Origin of the sequence: Helicobacter pylori, from assembly GCF_001653455.1 — a bacterium.
In the GTDB taxonomy this organism is placed as follows: domain Bacteria; phylum Campylobacterota; class Campylobacteria; order Campylobacterales; family Helicobacteraceae; genus Helicobacter; species Helicobacter pylori_A.
On record NZ_CP011486.1, the window covers coordinates 794497 to 810051 of the forward strand.

The following is a 15555-nucleotide window of genomic DNA, read 5'->3' on the forward strand; positions in this document are numbered from 1 at the left end:
GTTAGCCGCTCTCATTTTTCCAACAAACTAATTTTGAAATCGTAATGTTTAATAGTAAATACTTAGTGTTTAATATTCTAAAAATTCCAAGATATAAGCTCCCCCCTTAAAAACACGCAAGCTCTTTATGATTTAGTCTTAAAAATGCTTTGATCTTTTTTTATATTTCACCCCTTTTTCACAAACTCCACCGCCTTGAAACGCTCCCCTAAACCTCCGGGGCTAATTAGGGGTTTGATTTTAGCGGCTTCTTTTAAATACCTTTCATAACTCACGCTTTTTGAAAATACCTCCAACAATTCCATAAGCCCCATATCAAGCAAAGCGTTAGCCTGCGATTTAAAGAATGAAAATTGCGCATGGTGTTTTTCAAACAAAAAACGCACCAAAGAAAAATTGACATCATAAGTCAAGTCGCTTTGCTGATACAAAGAAGCTAAATGGTTTAAAATATCCTTGAAATCCAACGCTTGATGGTTTTTAAAAGCCCTTAAATGCATGTCTTTCCTCTCTATTGTATCGCCATAATCAAAGCTCAAAAACACCCAAGAAGAAGCCTTATCCAATTTTTCTAACAAATCCTTAATAAAAGCGTTCAAAAATAACGGCGCGCACCCTTCTTTTAAATTCAAGGTTTTAAGAAGTTCTTTTGTAGGCTCGTTGATATTATCCCAAACGCTTTGGTGATCATGGGTGATGAAAAGCATTTGATTGTCTTTGATAATTTCGCAAGCGAATGCGTCAAACAATTCATTAGAAACGACAAACGCACTTTCCTTTTTTTCAAATCAAGCCCTTTTAAATCGCAGTTGGTTAAATCTAATTGTGTGGCTTGTTTAAAAGTGGTTTGTTGGATATTTTGCAATTCTATTAAAGGCTCACAGCTGACAAACTCGCATTTTTCTATCACGCCCTCGCTCAAAGCGTTTAAAAAATTGGCTATATCGCTCAAAAAATGCCCATGGTGAGAGCCAATTTCTACAATTTTTAAAGGCAAAAATAATTTTTCTTCTTCTAAAAGTTTGATGATATAAAACGCCATAGCACCCCCAAAAAACTTGCTCAAAGACACCGAAGTGTAAAAATCCCCTTTTTGACCGATACTAGCCTTTCTGTAATACCCTTTTTTTCCATAAAGCCACTCTTGCATGTAATTCCCAAACGAACGCACGATTTTCCTTTCATTTAAACTCATCTCAATCGCAATAAGAGAGCGCTATTCTAGTCAAAATTGCCTTATTTTTGCGCTATGATATTTGATGATTTTTTAAGCTAGTTTAGTAGGGAGTTAGTGGTTTGGAAATTTTAAGGCGAGAATGTGGGGCGGTGGAAGAAAACGCTTATATTGTGAAGCTTTCTAGTGGGATAGATTTCATTATAGATCCCGGATTTTCTAGCAGCGAATGGGTGTTAGAAAACGCCAAAAACCCTAAAGCGATTTTAATCACGCATGGGCATTATGACCATGTCTGGGATAGCGCCCAACTATCAAAAATCCTTAAAAATACCCCCATTTACGCCCCTAAAGATGATGTGTTCATGCTAGAAAATGATATTTTTCATTTGGGCATGCCCGTTTTTAGCCCCAATTTTAGCGTGCCTTGCAACAAAGGTTGCACGACTTTAGAGATAGCAAACACGACCATTAAATACTGGCATTTTCCCGGACACACGCCCGGCTGTTCTATCATAGAAATAGAAGGGGTGATTTTTAGCGGGGATTTTATTTTTTATCGCAGCATTGGCCGTTATGATTTCCCTTATTCTAATGAAAAAGACATGAAAGAGTCCTTGATAAGGTTTCAAAATTTAGATTTTTCTAAAGACATAGAGATTTATCCAGGGCATGGGGATAAAACGAGTTTTTTTGCTGAAAGAGAGCATTCTAAAATTTGGGTTTCAAGGATGGCTTAATTGCTAAGCCAGCTAGAAAAAGAGCGTTATTTGCGCCATATCATGCTAGAAGATGTGGGCGAAGAGGGCCAATTAAAGCTTTTACAATCTAGCGTTCTAGTCGTTGGAGCTGGGGGGCTTGGCTCAGTGGTTTTAATGTATTTGTGTGCTGCTGGGATAGGAAAAATAGGCGTTGTAGATTTTGATGTAGTAAAGATGAGTAATTTGCAACGCCAAATCATCCATTCACAGGATTTTTTAAACCAATCTAAAGTCTCTAGCGCGAAAGCCCGCTTGAAACAACTCAATGCGGGTATTGAAATAGAGATTTTTGAAGAACGCTTTAAGGCCAATAACGCTCTTTCTCTCATAGGGCCTTATGACTTTATCATAGACGCTACAGACAATTTTGACGCTAAATTTTTGATTAATGACGCTTGCGTGTTAGCCCAAAAACCCTATTCGCATGCTGGAGTTTTAGAATACAGAGGACAAAGCATGAGCGTTTTACCCCATAGCGCATGTTTAGCGTGTGTTTTTGACAAGCCCCCTAAAAAGGGATTAAATCCTACTTCAGGGCTTTTTGGGGTCTTGCCTGGAATTTTAGGGTGTATCCAAGCGAGTGAATGCCTTAAATATTTTTTAGGGTTTGAAACTTTACTTATAAATACTTTACTTATAGCCGATATTAAAACGATGGATTTTAAAAAAATTCAAGCTTCCAAAAACCCTGAATGTAGGGTTTGTGGCGCGCATAAAATCACGCATTTACAAGATTATGAAATTTAGATTAAGGGGTAAATTTTGGATCTATCAACCATACTAGGCTTGGTATTGGCGGTCGCTTCTATTTCGCTAGGCGATATTTTAGAAGATGGTAACCCGTTGCACATTATCCATTTGAGTTCAGTCATTATCATCGTGCCTACTTCGCTTTTTGCCGCCATGACAGGCACGCATGCACGTTACGTGAAAGCCGCTTACAAAGAAATAAAAATTGTTTTTTTAAACCCTAAAATCAATTTAAACGAAACCATTAAAAATTTGGTGGAATTGGCCACTTTAGCCAGAAAAGATGGGGTATTGAGTTTAGAGGGGCGGGTGGCGCAAATTGAAGACGATTTCACCCGTAATGGCCTGTCTATGATCATAGATGGTAAGGATCTCAAATCCGTTAAAGAAAGCTTAGAAATCAGCATTGAAGAAATGGAAGAATACTACCACGGCGCCGCTCATTATTGGGAGACTGCCGGCGAAACCGCGCCTACGATGGGGTTAGTGGGGGCGGTTATGGGGCTTATGCTAGCTCTACAAAAACTAGACAACCCGGCTGAAATGGCAGCAGGGATCGCTGGGGCATTTACGGCTACTGTTACAGGGATTATGTGTTCTTATGCGATTTTTGGCCCTTTTGGGCATAAGCTCAAGGCTAAGTCTAAAGACATTATTAAAGAAAAAACCGTTCTTTTAGAGGGGATTTTAGGCATCGCTAATGGGGAAAATCCAAGGGATTTAGAAAACAAACTCTTAAATTACATCGCTCCCGGTGAGCCTAAAAAGTCTCAATTTGAAGGCTAAACATGGCTAAGAAAAACAAACCCACCGAATGCCCCGCCGGCGAAAAATGGGCGGTTCCTTATGCGGACTTTTTGTCGTTGTTGCTTGCGCTTTTTATCGCTCTTTATGCGATTTCAGCGGTCAATAAATCCAAAGTGGAAGCCTTAAAAACCGAATTCATTAAAATTTTCAATTACGCTCCCAAACCAGAAGCGATGCAGCCGGTTTTAGTGATCCCCCCTGATTCAGGAAAAGAAGAAGAACAAATGGCGAGTGAAAGCTCCAAGCCGGCTTCACAAAACACCGAAACAAAAGCCACTATCGCTCGCAAAGGCGAAGGCAGTGTTTTAGAGCAAATTGATCAAGGCTCTGTTTTAAAGCTCCCCTCTAGTTTGCTGTTTGAAAACGCTACTTCAGATACCATTAATCAAGACATGATGCTTTATATTGAACGGATCGCTAAAATCATTCAAAAACTCCCTAAAAGGGTGCATATTAATGTGAGAGGTTTTACAGATGATACGCCTTTAACTAAAACCCGTTTTAAAAGCCATTACGAATTGGCCGCTAATCGCGCTTATAGGGTGATGAAAGTCCTTATGCAATACGGCGTAGACCCTAATCAATTGTCTTTTTCTTCTTATGGCTCTACAAACCCTATCGCGCCTAATGACTCCCTAGAAAACAGAATGAAAAACAACCGTGTGGAAATCTTTTTTTCAACCGATGCGAATGATTTGAGCAAGATCCATTCTATTTTAGATGAAGAGTTCAATCCCCACAAACAGCAAGAATAAGTCGCATGAAACCAATTTTTTTGTTAATCTTTCTGTTTTTAACAAGCCTTGTCGCTAGAGATAAGGACGCTTCTTCAAACCTTTTTGATTTGATTGATAAAGGGATTAATAGAGAACAAGAATTAAAAGAGCAAGAGCAAAAAATGCGTTTAAAAATCGCTCAAAGCCCTTTGGTGGCTTTAGAAATTGTCCCCCAAAAAACGCCCTATTTGGAATGGCAAGGGGCTAGAGAATCGTATTATTTAAAGGTGAGCGCTCTAGTAGAGAGTGTGGTCATCTTAAAAATTGACATCAATCAAGGCCGTTCTTGCGCGCTCTACCCCACGCCAAAAAGCGTTTCTTTAGTGAGGAATCAAAGCGTAGCCTATGAAATTTTATGCGAAAACCAGCCCTTATGGATAGAAGTTAGCACGAATTTAGGCAAACGAACCTTTCAATTTTAACCTATAACTAACGCTAAAGAATGCCTTTAGCGTTTTAAAACCCCTTTATTAGAATAAGTTTGGTTATAATGCTAAGCATGGGCGTTTTTAAACAATTGATCAAAGAATTGTATGAATGGTTGATCCATTCTTTAGATATAGCGATACAACATTTAGTTGCAATGGTGTTAAAAATAAGCGTGGTAAAATATTTGATAAAAGAATTTCATGATCGCTTTATTTATTTTATAGATTTGATCGCGCAACATTTTATCATCGTTTCGCTTTCTAGTCTTATCGTGCTGGTGTTTGGGGTTTTGATTGGGGTTTTTGTGTTTTACAATTCAAAGGCTAGAGCCTTTTTACTCCCTGTGGTGAATTTCCTCTACACCATTCCTTCGCTGGCGTTATTTGCATTATTTATTCCGTTGATTGGGGTGGGGTTAAAAAACGCCCTTTTAGTGTTGGTCTTATACGGCTTATTGCCGATTGTCCATAGCACTTATAACGCTTTAAAAGAGGGGAGAGAAGAAGTCATTAAGGCCGCTATTGGGCTAGGGTGTAACCCCAAAGAGTTGTTTTTTAGGGTGCAATTCTTACTCGCTATCCCCCAAATTTTAGTGGGCTTAAGGATTGCGGTGGTGATGTTGGTGGCGATGGCTGGGATTGGGGCGCTCATTGGGGCTGGGGGATTAGGGCAAGCGATTTTTAGAGGGCTAAACACACAAAACACCACGCTTTTAGTGGCGGGTAGTTTCATTATTGCGGTTTTTAGCGTTTTAGCGGATCAATTTGTGAGCGTGTTCCAGCATGAAAACGCCTTGCAACGCCTGCTTTCTCAAAACGCTACCCAAAAACAAAAAAGAAGGGTTTATGTCAGTTTAGCGGTATTCCTCTTTTTATTGCTAGCGAGCGTATTATGGCTAGCGCCTAGAAACACCATAGAAGAAAAGCCTTTAGTCGTGGCGACAAAACCTAACAGCGAGCAGTATATTTTGGGCGAGATTTTAAGCCTTTTGTTAGAAAAACACCATATTCCCATTAAGCGAGCGTTTGGCATTGGTGGAGGGACGATGAATATCCATCCGGCCTTACTTAGGGGCGATTTTGATTTGTATGTGGAATATACCGGCACCGCTTGGGTGAATACGCTCAAAAACCCTTTGACTCAAAAAGTGGATTTTGAAACGATTAAAAAGCGTTATGAGAAAGAATTTAATCTTTTGTGGGTGGGGCTTTTGGGCTTTAACAACACCTATTCCTTAGCGATTTCTAAAGAGGACGCTCAAAAATACGCTATTGAAACTTTCAGCGATCTAGCCTTTCATAGCTCTAATTTTGATTTTGGCGCGGAGTTTGACTTTTTTGAAAGAGAGGACGCTTTTAAGGGTTTAGTGAAAGCCTATCGCTTCCATTTTAGAAGTTTGCATGAAATGGATATTAATTTGCGTTATAAGAGTTTTGAATCCCATAAAATCAACGCTTTAGATGTTTTCACGACAGACGCTCAAATCAAAGAGCTTGATTTAAAGGTGCTTAAGGACGATAAAGGCTTTTTCCCTAATTATCAAGCCGGTATTGTTATAAGAAAAGAAATTGTCAAAAAATACCCTGAAGTGTTAGAACTCTTAGAAAAAATAAAGATTGGCGATGAAAAAATGCAAGATTTAAACTATCAGGTGGAAGTGTTGAAAAAAAGCCCCCAAATAGTGGCTAAAGACTTTTTAGAAAGCATGGGGTTATAAGCATGGAAGAAATCGTTACAATAGAGAATCTATCTTTTAATTACCACAATCGCGCGATTTTTAAAGATTTTAATTTAAGCATTCAAAAAGGGGATTTTTTATGCATTTTAGGGGAGAGCGGGAGCGGTAAAAGCACGCTTTTAGGTTTGATTTTAGGGCTTTTAAAACCCAATCTGGGGAGGATTAAAATCTTTAATGAAACCCTTGATTCAAACAACGCTTTTTTACGCCAAAAAATAGGCTATATCGCTCAAGGTAATTCCTTATTCCCTCATTTAAACGCCTTACAAAACATGACTTTTTGTCTTAATTTGCAAGGCATTGACAAACAAGCCGCTCAAAAAGAAGCCAAAGTTTTAGCGTTAAAAATGGGGTTAGATGAGAATATTATGGATAAATTCCCTAACGAATTGAGTGGGGGGCAAGCCCAAAGAGTGGGCATTATTAGGGGGATTATCCACAGGCCAGAACTCATTTTATTAGATGAACCTTTTAGCGCTTTAGATAGTTCTAATCGCAAGAATTTGCAAGATCTCATCAAAGAGATACACCAAAATTCTCACGCCACTTTTATTATGGTAACGCATGATGAGAGCGAGGCCCAAAGATTGGCCACAAAAACCCTAGAAATCAAAGCCTTTAAATAGTAGTGTTTTTAAGGCTGATTTAAAAATTCTGGCGTGGTGTTATTGGTGGGCGTTTGCATAGAAGAATTAGAGCTGTTTGAAGTTTTTTTAGCCGGCTTTTCATTAAATGGAGGGGCTTTATAGCCGCAAGCTTGAATGGTTAGCGCCACAAGCGTTAAAAAGCATGTTAAGATCAGTTTATGGAACAAAATATTTTCTCCTTACTCATTCAAAAAAAGTCTTATAAAAAGCTTGAAACTCTTTTGAAACTCAAAAAGCTTAAGGTTTTTATGCCTTTAAGTTTACAAAAAAATTTGCTTTTTATCTTCATAAAAGATTCTAAATTGCTTTTTGCATTTAAAGATCTTTGGGCGTGTAAGGAATTTAACCAACGAGTCGCTAAAGAAATCAATCATTTTTTAAGCGTGCAAGGGCATGCTTGCAGGCTTGATGGGTTAGATGCGTTAGAAATTGTGGCTTATGTGCCTAAAGATTCACTAGAAAAGGCCAATTTTTATGCCCCTGTTAAAAAGCAAGCCCAATTTTATCGCCCTAGCGCTTTAGGGTTGTTCCATAACCCCATTAAAGACGCTCATTTGCATGAATGTTTTGAAAAAGCGCGCTCTTTGATCCACTACCAACGCAGTTTTTTTGAGAATTAAATGGCTGATTTATTGTCCAGTTTAAAAAACCTTTCTAATAGCAGTGGGGTGTATCAATATTTTGATAAAAACCACCAATTACTCTACATCGGTAAAGCGAAAAATTTAAAAAAGCGCATCAAAAGCTATTTTTCTGTCCGTAATAATGAAATCACGCCCAACCATCGTGCAAGTTTGCGCATTCAAATGATGGTCAAACAAATCGCTTTTTTAGAAACGATTGTGGTAGAAAACGAGCAAGACGCTTTGATTTTAGAAAATTCTTTAATCAAACAGCTCAAACCCAAATACAATATTCTTTTAAGAGACGATAAAACTTACCCTTATATTTATATGGATTTTTCCACTGATTTCCCTATCCCTTTAATCACACGAAAAATTTTAAAACAGCCTGGCGTTAAATATTTTGGCCCTTTTACTAGCGGGGCTAAAGATATTTTGGATAGTTTGTATGAATTGCTCCCATTGGTTCAAAAGAAAAATTGCATTAAGGATAAAAAGGCATGCATGTTTTATCAAATAGAGCGTTGTAAAGCTCCATGCGAGGATAAAATCACTAAAGAAGAATATTTAAAAATCGCTAAAGAATGTTTAGAGATGATTGAAAATAAAGACAGGCTCATCAAAGAACTTCAATTAAAAATGGATCGCCTTTCTAGTAATTTGCGTTTTGAAGAAGCTCTAATCTATAGAGATAGGATCGCTAAAATCCAAAAAATCGCCCCTTTCACTTGCATGGATTTAGCCAAACTCTATGATCTGGATATTTTTGCTTTTTATGGCAAAAACAACAAGGCGGTGCTAGTGAAAATGTTCATGCGTGGGGGTAAAATCATTTCTTCAGCGTTTGAAAAAATCCACTCCCTCAACGGGTTTGACGCTGATGAAGCGATGAAACAAGCAATCATTAACCATTACCAATCGCATTTGCCTTTAATGCCTGAACAAATTCTATTGAGTGCTTGCTCTAATGAAACGCTTAAAGAATTGCAAGAGTTTATCAATCATAAACACTCTAAAAAAATCACTCTTAATATCCCTAAAAAGGGCGATAAGCTCGCTTTAATAGAAATCGCTATGAAAAACGCTCAAGAGATTTTTAGCCAAGAAAAAACCTCCAATGAAGAAGAAATTTTAGAAGAGGTGCGTTCGCTCTTCAATTTAGAGTGCGTGCCTTATAGGGTGGAAATCTTTGACACAAGCCACCATGCAAACAGCCAATGCGTGGGGGGAATGGTCGTGTATGAAAATAATGCATTCCAAAAAAACTCTTATCGGCGCTACCATTTAAAAGGTTTGAATGAATACGCTCAAATGAGCGAATTGCTCACCAGAAGGGCTTTAGATTTTATTAAAGAGCCACCGCCTAATTTGTGGGTGATAGATGGAGGGAGGGTGCAATTAAACATCGCTTTAGAAATTTTAAAAAGCAGCGGGAGTTTTGTAGAAGTGATCGCTATTTCTAAAGAAAAAAGGGATTCTAAAGCTTATCGTTCTAAAGGGGGCGCTAAAGACATTATCCATACGCCTAGCGATACTTTTAAATTGCTCCCTAGCGACAAACGCTTGCAATGGGTGCAAAAATTGCGCGATGAAAGCCACCGGTATGCGATAAACTTCCACCGATCCACTAAAATTAAAAACATGAAACAAATCGCTCTTTTAAAAGAAAAGGGCATAGGAGAAGCCAGCGTGAAAAAATTGTTGGATTATTTTGGGAGTTTTGAAGCGATAGAAAAAGCGAGCGAGCAAGAAAAAAACGCCGTTTTAAAAAAACGAAATTAAAGGAAAAAGCATGAAAAAAAGATTGAATATAGGGCTTGTGGGTTTAGGGTGTGTGGGGAGCGCGGTCGCTAAAATCTTACAAGAAAATCAAGAGATTATAAAAGACAGAGCCGGTGTGGAAATTGCCATTAAAAAAGCGGTGGTGCGAGACATTCAAAAACACAAGGGCTATGCTTTTGAAATCAGTAACGATTTAGAAAGCTTGGTAGAAGATAAGGAGATTGATATTGTTGTGGAGCTTATGGGTGGGGTTGAAGCGCCTTATCTTTTAGCTAAAAAAACTTTAGCCAAACAAAAAGCTTTCGTTACAGCCAATAAAGCCATGTTAGCGTACCACCGCTATGAATTAGAGCAAATCGCTAAAAACACCCCCATAGGCTTTGAAGCGAGCGTGTGCGGAGGGATCCCTATTATCAAGGCTTTAAAAGACGGCTTGAGCGCTAATCATATCCTTTCTTTCAAAGGGATTTTAAACGGCACAAGCAATTACATTTTAAGCCAAATGTTTAAAAATCAAGCGAGTTTTAAGGACGCTTTAAAAGACGCGCAACATTTAGGCTATGCGGAATTGAACCCTGAATTTGACATTAAAGGCATTGATGCAGCGCACAAACTTTTGATTTTAGCGTCTTTAGCGTATGGCATTGATGCGAAATTAGAAGAAATTCTCATTGAAGGCATTGAAAAAATAGAGCCAGATGACATGGAGTTTGCAAAAGAGTTTGGTTATAGCATCAAACTTTTAGGCATCGCTAAAAAACACCAAGATTGCATTGAATTAAGGGTGCATCCAAGCATGATTAAAAACGAATCCATGCTTTCTAAAGTGGATGGGGTGATGAACGCTATCAGCGTCATAGGGGATAAGGTGGGCGAGACTTTGTATTATGGGGCTGGGGCTGGGGGAGAGCCTACCGCAAGTGCAGTCATTAGCGATATTATAGAAATCGCAAGGAAAAAAAGCTCTTTAATGCTAGGCTTTGAAACCCCCCAAAAACTCCCCCTAAAACCCAAAGAAGAAATCCAATGCGCTTATTATGCGCGTTTGTTGGTGAGCGATGAAAAAGGGGTTTTTTCTCAAATCAGCGCGATTTTAGCCAAAAACGATATTTCGCTCAACAATGTCTTGCAAAAAGAAATCTTGCATTCCAACAAGGCTAAAATCTTATTTTCCACGCACACCACGAGCGAAAAATCGTTTCTAAACGCCCTAAAAGAGCTTGAAAATTTAAAAAGCGTGTTGGATACCCCTAAAATGATCCGCTTGGAAAATTGAATGCACTTTTTCAACAACAAGCATAAAGAAAAGGGCTTAAAGGCCGAAGAAGAAGCTTGCGAGTTTTTAAAATCGTTAGGTTTTGAAATCATAGAAAGGAATTTTTTTTCAAAATTTGGCGAAATTGATATTATCGCTTTTAAAAAGGGGGTTTTGCATTTCGTTGAAGTCAAAAGCGGGGAAAATTTTGATCCCATTTATGCGATCACGCCGAGTAAATTACAAAAAATCATTCAAACGATCCGCTGTTATTTGTCTCAAAAAGATCCTAATAGCGATTTTTGCATTGACGCTCTCATTGTGAAAAAAGGTAATTTTGAGCTTTTAGAAAATATCACTTTTTAGATTTTTACAGGAAATAAATGCGTTTTCATTAACATTATTAAGCTAATATAATTCTCGTTAATCAAAATCATAAAATAATTAGGAGTAACCAATGAGTCACTATATTGAATTAACTGAAGAAAATTTTGAAAGCACCATTAAAAAAGGGGTTGCGTTAGTGGATTTTTGGGCGCCATGGTGTGGTCCTTGTAAGATGCTATCCCCTGTGATTGATGAATTGGCTAGCGAATATGAAGGTAAGGCTAAAATTTGTAAAGTCAATACCGATGAGCAAGAAGAATTGAGTGCGAAATTTGGGATTAGAAGCATTCCTACCCTTTTATTCACAAAAGATGGCGAAGTCGTCCATCAGCTAGTGGGCGTGCAAACTAAAGTCGCTTTAAAAGAACAATTGAACAAACTTTTAGGCTAGTAGCCATGATAGATTGCGCGATTATTGGAGGTGGTCCTGCAGGTTTGAGTGCGGGGCTTTATGCCACTAGAGGCGGTGTTAAGAACGCCGTTTTGTTTGAAAAAGGAATGCCTGGAGGGCAAATCACTAGCAGTAGCGAGATTGAAAACTACCCGGGCGTGAAGGAAGTGGTGAGCGGGTTGGATTTCATGCAACCATGGCAAGAGCAATGCTTTCGCTTTGGCTTAAAGCACGAAATGACTGCCATTCAAAGGGTTTCCAAAAAAGACACTCATTTTGTTATTTTGGCAGAAGACGGCAAAACTTTTGAAGCTAAAAGCGTGATTATCGCTACCGGCGGTAGTCCTAAACGCACAGGCATTAAAGGCGAGTCAGAGTATTGGGGTAAAGGCGTGAGCACTTGTGCAACATGCGATGGCTTCTTTTATAAAAATAAGGAAGTAGCGGTGCTTGGTGGGGGCGATACCGCCGTAGAAGAAGCGATTTATTTAGCCAATATCTGCAAAAAAGTCTATCTCATCCACAGGAGAGATGGCTTTAGGTGTGCACCTATCACTTTAGAGCATGCTAAAAAGAACGATAAAATTGAGTTTTTAACCCCTTATGTGGTGGAAGAAATCAAGGGCGATAGTGCTGGTGTGTCTTCTTTAAGCGTTAAAAATACAGCCACTAACAAAACAAGCGAATTGGTTGTGCCGGGATTTTTTGTTTTTGTGGGTTACGATGTGAATAATGCGGTATTGAAGCAAGAGGACGGCTCGATGCTGTGCAAATGCGATGAATACGGCTCAATAGTCGTGGATTTTTCCATGAAAACAAATGTTCAAGGTTTGTTTGCGGCGGGAGATATTCGCATTTTTGCCCCTAAACAAGTGGTTTGCGCGGCAAGCGATGGTGCTACGGCGGCTTTAAGCGTGATTTCTTATTTAGAACACCATTAAATCAGGCTTATAACCCTAGATTTAGGGTTATGGGCTTTTGCTCCAAACATTCATTTGACTCTTCAAAGCTTATAAAGTATTTTAGTTTTTTGTTATTTTAGTTGCAATGCAATTTCACTCTCTCGCTATTTATTTTTAATTAAAAATTGATCGCAAAATTTAAAAACGCTTCAAAACATTTTTTACAATCAACATGATAAAAGAACTTGCTTAGTCAAGCGGCAATCTCTTAAAAAGCGCTCTTTAGAGGGATTTAGTTGGGGGTTGTGGGTGGAAGAACTATTTTACCCCCTATCCCCTTAAGAGTTTTATGATAAAACAGAGCCTAAAAACGATATAATGGATTAAAAATTATGGGAGTTTGGCTTGCGTGTTTTTATCATTTCTTTAAATAAAAAAGTGTGCGACACATTTGGTTTAGTTTTTAGAGACACTACAACTCTACTCAATAATATCAACGCCACCCACCATAAAGCCGAAATTTTTGATGCGATTTATTCTAAGACTTTTGAAGGCGGGTTGCACCCCCTAGTTAAAAAGCGCTTGCACCCCTATTTCATCGCGCAAAACATCAAAGACATGGGGATTGCAATCGATCTCATCAGTGAGTTTTCTAAGTTTTATTACGCTTTAAAATACCATGCGAAATTTATGAGTTTGGGAGAGCTTGGGTGTTATGCGAGTCATTATTCTTTATGGGAAAAATGCATAGATTTGAATGAGCCGATTTGTATTTTAGAAGATGACATCACTTTGAAAGAAAATTTTAAAGAGGACTTGGATTTTTTAGAAAAACACATTCAAGAATTAGGCTATGTGCGTTTGATGCATTTACCATATGATCCCAATGTCAAAAGTGAGCCATTAGATCATCAAAACCAAGAGATACAAGAATATATAGGGATCATTAAGGCTTATAGCGAAGGGGTGGGGACGCAAGGCTATGTGATTACGCCCAAAATCGCCAAAGTTTTTTTAAAATACAGCCAGAGATGGGTTGTTCCTGTGGATACAATAATGGACGCTACTTTTATCCATGGCGTGAAAAACCTGGTGTTACAATCTTTTGCGATCGCTGATGATGAGCAAATTTCTACGATAGCGCGAAAAGAAGAGCCCTACAGCCCCAAAATCGCCTTAATGAGAGAACTCCATTTTAAATATTTGAAATGGTGGCAGTTTGTATGACTTGCAAAAGATGATAAAAATACTAAAAAACATTTAAGGCTTTAATTTTTGATTAGAACAAGACTGATTTTTAATCGCTTTGAGAATGGATTAAAGTTTTAAATGGATTTCAAAAGAGTTTCAACCCCTTTTAGCTTCTACGCACAATTTAAATAAGACGCATTAAGAGAATGAAGTGCATTAGAAAACGATTTCTAATTTTCTAATGCTATTAAGATTAAGATTTTTTAGGATTAGCTTCGGTTACCCTAATCGTTCTGCCCATAAAATCCGTATTGTCCAATTTAGCGATCGCTTCACTAACGCCCTCTTCTTGCATTTCTACAAAGCCAAAACCTTTGGGTTTCTTCGTTTCCCTGTCATAAATAAGCTTGACATTAAACACTTTGCCAAATTGACTGAAAAGCTCCTTGACTTGCTCGCTGGTAGCACTATAAACCAAATTCCCTACATAAATGTTTTTCAAGATAAAATTCTCCACTAAAAAAATAACAACATACCCATAAGAATATGAAAAAGTTATAAAAAAGTAACACTTCTAAAACCCAAACACATCCAAAACAGAAGTATGATGGATTGTATCCAATGATTGCTTAAAAAATTATAAAAGCTATTAAAATTGAGTATTGATAATAAAATACAAAAGAACCTACGCAAGCAAGCGGTGATTTTAAAAAGCGTTATTAGGGGGAGCATGCTTTCAAAATTACCCCCTATCCTTTTAAAAGTTTTACCATAAACAAAGTTTTAAAAAACAAAAGTTAAGATAGTTTAAGCGGATTTCTCGTATCTCTTAATACAAGTTTTGCTTATACCTAAAAACTCACACTCTTTTAAATCAAGCAAAAAATATTTTTTTATCCTTTTAAACTCACTCAAACGATCCTTTTAAAAGCTCACTATCTTAATTGATATGGTTTCTTCTTTTTGCAAGTTCGTTTTTTGAGCGTTTTATTTTATAACCCATAACCCACCATAAGACTTCCAATTATCGCTACAAATGATACTTTCATCTAATCCACTTCTACCATTTAATTAAATAGTGTTTTCGCATTCTCATTAAACTTTTGAATTGGTTTGATGATTTTGATGAGAGCTTATTTTGACCCTTAAAAAATATTAAAGCCAAATAAAACTTTGGCTTGCAATACCTAAACAAAAATATTTATTTAATACCCTTCATCGGTTAAAACAGCCCCTGCCAAATACACATAAGTGAGAATCATAAAAACAAAAGCTTGCAAAATCCCCATGAAAAATAAAACCATAAAGGGCGCTACAGGAACAGCCCAAGGCACCAATAAGAGCATGATGAGCAAAAACATGTCATCGCCCTTGATATTCCCAAACAAACGAAACGATAAAGACACGATCCTAGAAAAATGCGAAATGATCTCAATAGGGAACATGAAAGGCGCAAGCCACTTCACAGGACCTGCAAAATGGGCGAAATATTTAAAAAAGCCTTGCACCCTAATGCCTTCAAAATGGTAATAAAAAAACACAATCAGCGCTAAAACCAGCGTGAAACTCCAGCTAGCCGTGGGGGATTCAAAACCAGGAATGATGCCTATCATGTTAGAAAAAAAGACATACAAAGCGATCGTGCCAGCTAGGGGGAAGTATTTGCGGGCCAATTCTTCGCCTATAATATCCTTAGCCACGCTCAAAATCGCGCTAATAATGCTTTCATACACATTTTGCAACCCCATAGGCACCATCTGCATTTTGCGCGATGCGCCAAGAGAAATTAAAAACATTAAAACCGCTGTCAAAACAACGAAAAAACCGGTGATAAAATCATGATTGGAGCTAAAAAAATTAGCAATAGTAAATACTCTGTGTTCCATGAAAAAGTTTCTCTAAGCCTTATTGAAAATTTCCTTAATTGTAGCAATTAAGTTTT

At 37.9% G+C, this 15555-nt stretch carries 17 protein-coding genes and 1 pseudogene; 14 read left to right on the forward strand and 4 right to left on the reverse strand.

Features of this window, described 5'->3' with window-relative positions; translation table 11 throughout:
* Positions 1–167 precede the first annotated feature (167 nt).
* Positions 168–1195 (reverse strand): annotated as a pseudogene (locus AA977_RS07595) (SAM-dependent methyltransferase).
* 101 nt (positions 1196–1296) lie between these two features.
* On the opposite strand from AA977_RS07595, the gene AA977_RS03765 reads away from it, so the two are divergent.
* The 7 genes from AA977_RS03765 (at position 1297) to egtV (ending at position 7061) form a co-directional block, all read left to right on the forward strand.
* Positions 1297–1914 carry an MBL fold metallo-hydrolase gene (locus AA977_RS03765; protein ID WP_064434643.1) on the forward strand — a complete coding sequence of 206 codons (618 nt, stop codon included), beginning with the start codon at positions 1297–1299 and terminating at the stop codon, positions 1912–1914.
* Positions 1915–2682, forward strand: a complete 768-nt coding sequence (locus AA977_RS03770; protein WP_064434644.1) for a HesA/MoeB/ThiF family protein — start codon at positions 1915–1917, stop codon at positions 2680–2682.
* Positions 2683–2697: 15 nt separating this feature from the next.
* The gene (gene motA / locus AA977_RS03775) at positions 2698–3471 is read left to right on the forward strand and encodes a flagellar motor stator protein MotA (protein WP_000366185.1); all 774 of its coding nucleotides are present in this window, start codon (positions 2698–2700) and stop codon (positions 3469–3471) included.
* Positions 3472–3473: 2 nt separating this feature from the next.
* Positions 3474–4247 (forward strand): flagellar motor protein MotB, encoded by a 774-nt coding sequence (gene motB / locus AA977_RS03780; RefSeq protein WP_033759566.1) that lies wholly within the window; start codon positions 3474–3476, stop codon positions 4245–4247.
* Positions 4248–4252: 5 nt separating this feature from the next.
* Positions 4253–4690, forward strand: coding sequence for a hypothetical protein (locus AA977_RS03785; RefSeq protein ID WP_064434645.1), 438 nt, complete (start codon positions 4253–4255; stop codon positions 4688–4690).
* Positions 4691–4758: 68 nt separating this feature from the next.
* Positions 4759–6414 carry an ergothioneine transport permease/ergothioneine binding protein EgtU gene (gene egtU, locus AA977_RS03790; protein WP_064434646.1) on the forward strand — a complete coding sequence of 552 codons (1656 nt, stop codon included), beginning with the start codon at positions 4759–4761 and terminating at the stop codon, positions 6412–6414.
* 2 nt (positions 6415–6416) lie between these two features.
* Complete coding sequence (gene egtV, locus AA977_RS03795; protein WP_064434647.1) at positions 6417–7061, forward strand: ergothioneine transport ATP-binding protein EgtV; 645 nt, start codon at positions 6417–6419, stop codon at positions 7059–7061.
* An 8-nt stretch (positions 7062–7069) separates the two neighbouring features.
* Here the strand turns inward: egtV and AA977_RS03800 are convergent, their stop codons facing one another.
* Positions 7070–7249 (reverse strand): hypothetical protein, encoded by a 180-nt coding sequence (locus AA977_RS03800; protein ID WP_001874585.1) that lies wholly within the window; start codon positions 7247–7249, stop codon positions 7070–7072.
* On the opposite strand from AA977_RS03800, the gene AA977_RS03805 reads away from it, so the two are divergent.
* From AA977_RS03805 to AA977_RS03835, 7 genes are all read left to right on the forward strand, one after another.
* Positions 7241–7702 carry a hypothetical protein gene (locus AA977_RS03805; protein ID WP_064434648.1) on the forward strand — a complete coding sequence of 154 codons (462 nt, stop codon included), beginning with the start codon at positions 7241–7243 and terminating at the stop codon, positions 7700–7702. The two genes, AA977_RS03800 and AA977_RS03805, sit on opposite strands and share 9 nt — an antisense overlap.
* Positions 7703–9487 (forward strand): excinuclease ABC subunit UvrC, encoded by a 1785-nt coding sequence (uvrC, locus tag AA977_RS03810; RefSeq protein ID WP_064434649.1) that lies wholly within the window; start codon positions 7703–7705, stop codon positions 9485–9487.
* Positions 9488–9497: 10 nt separating this feature from the next.
* Entirely contained in the window at positions 9498–10763 is a 1266-nt protein-coding gene (locus AA977_RS03815; RefSeq protein WP_064434650.1) for a homoserine dehydrogenase, read from the forward strand.
* Positions 10764–11108, forward strand: coding sequence for a YraN family protein (locus AA977_RS03820; RefSeq protein WP_064434651.1), 345 nt, complete (start codon positions 10764–10766; stop codon positions 11106–11108).
* A gap of 91 nt (positions 11109–11199) precedes the next feature.
* Positions 11200–11520 carry a thioredoxin gene (gene trxA, locus AA977_RS03825; RefSeq protein WP_000020199.1) on the forward strand — a complete coding sequence of 107 codons (321 nt, stop codon included), beginning with the start codon at positions 11200–11202 and terminating at the stop codon, positions 11518–11520.
* A 5-nt stretch (positions 11521–11525) separates the two neighbouring features.
* Positions 11526–12461 carry a thioredoxin-disulfide reductase gene (gene trxB / locus AA977_RS03830; protein WP_064434652.1) on the forward strand — a complete coding sequence of 312 codons (936 nt, stop codon included), beginning with the start codon at positions 11526–11528 and terminating at the stop codon, positions 12459–12461.
* Between the two features lie 366 nt (positions 12462–12827).
* On the forward strand, positions 12828–13649 hold the full coding sequence (locus tag AA977_RS03835; protein WP_064434653.1) for a glycosyltransferase family 25 protein: 822 nt from the start codon (positions 12828–12830) through the stop codon (positions 13647–13649).
* A 217-nt stretch (positions 13650–13866) separates the two neighbouring features.
* Here the strand turns inward: AA977_RS03835 and AA977_RS03840 are convergent, their stop codons facing one another.
* Both AA977_RS03840 and AA977_RS03845 read right to left on the reverse strand, forming a co-directional pair.
* The gene (locus AA977_RS03840; RefSeq protein ID WP_000790557.1) at positions 13867–14115 is read right to left on the reverse strand and encodes an RNA-binding protein; all 249 of its coding nucleotides are present in this window, start codon (positions 14113–14115) and stop codon (positions 13867–13869) included.
* Positions 14116–14818: 703 nt separating this feature from the next.
* The gene (locus tag AA977_RS03845) at positions 14819–15499 is read right to left on the reverse strand and encodes a F0F1 ATP synthase subunit A (RefSeq protein WP_021306421.1); all 681 of its coding nucleotides are present in this window, start codon (positions 15497–15499) and stop codon (positions 14819–14821) included.
* Between the last annotated feature and the right edge of the window lie 56 nt (positions 15500–15555).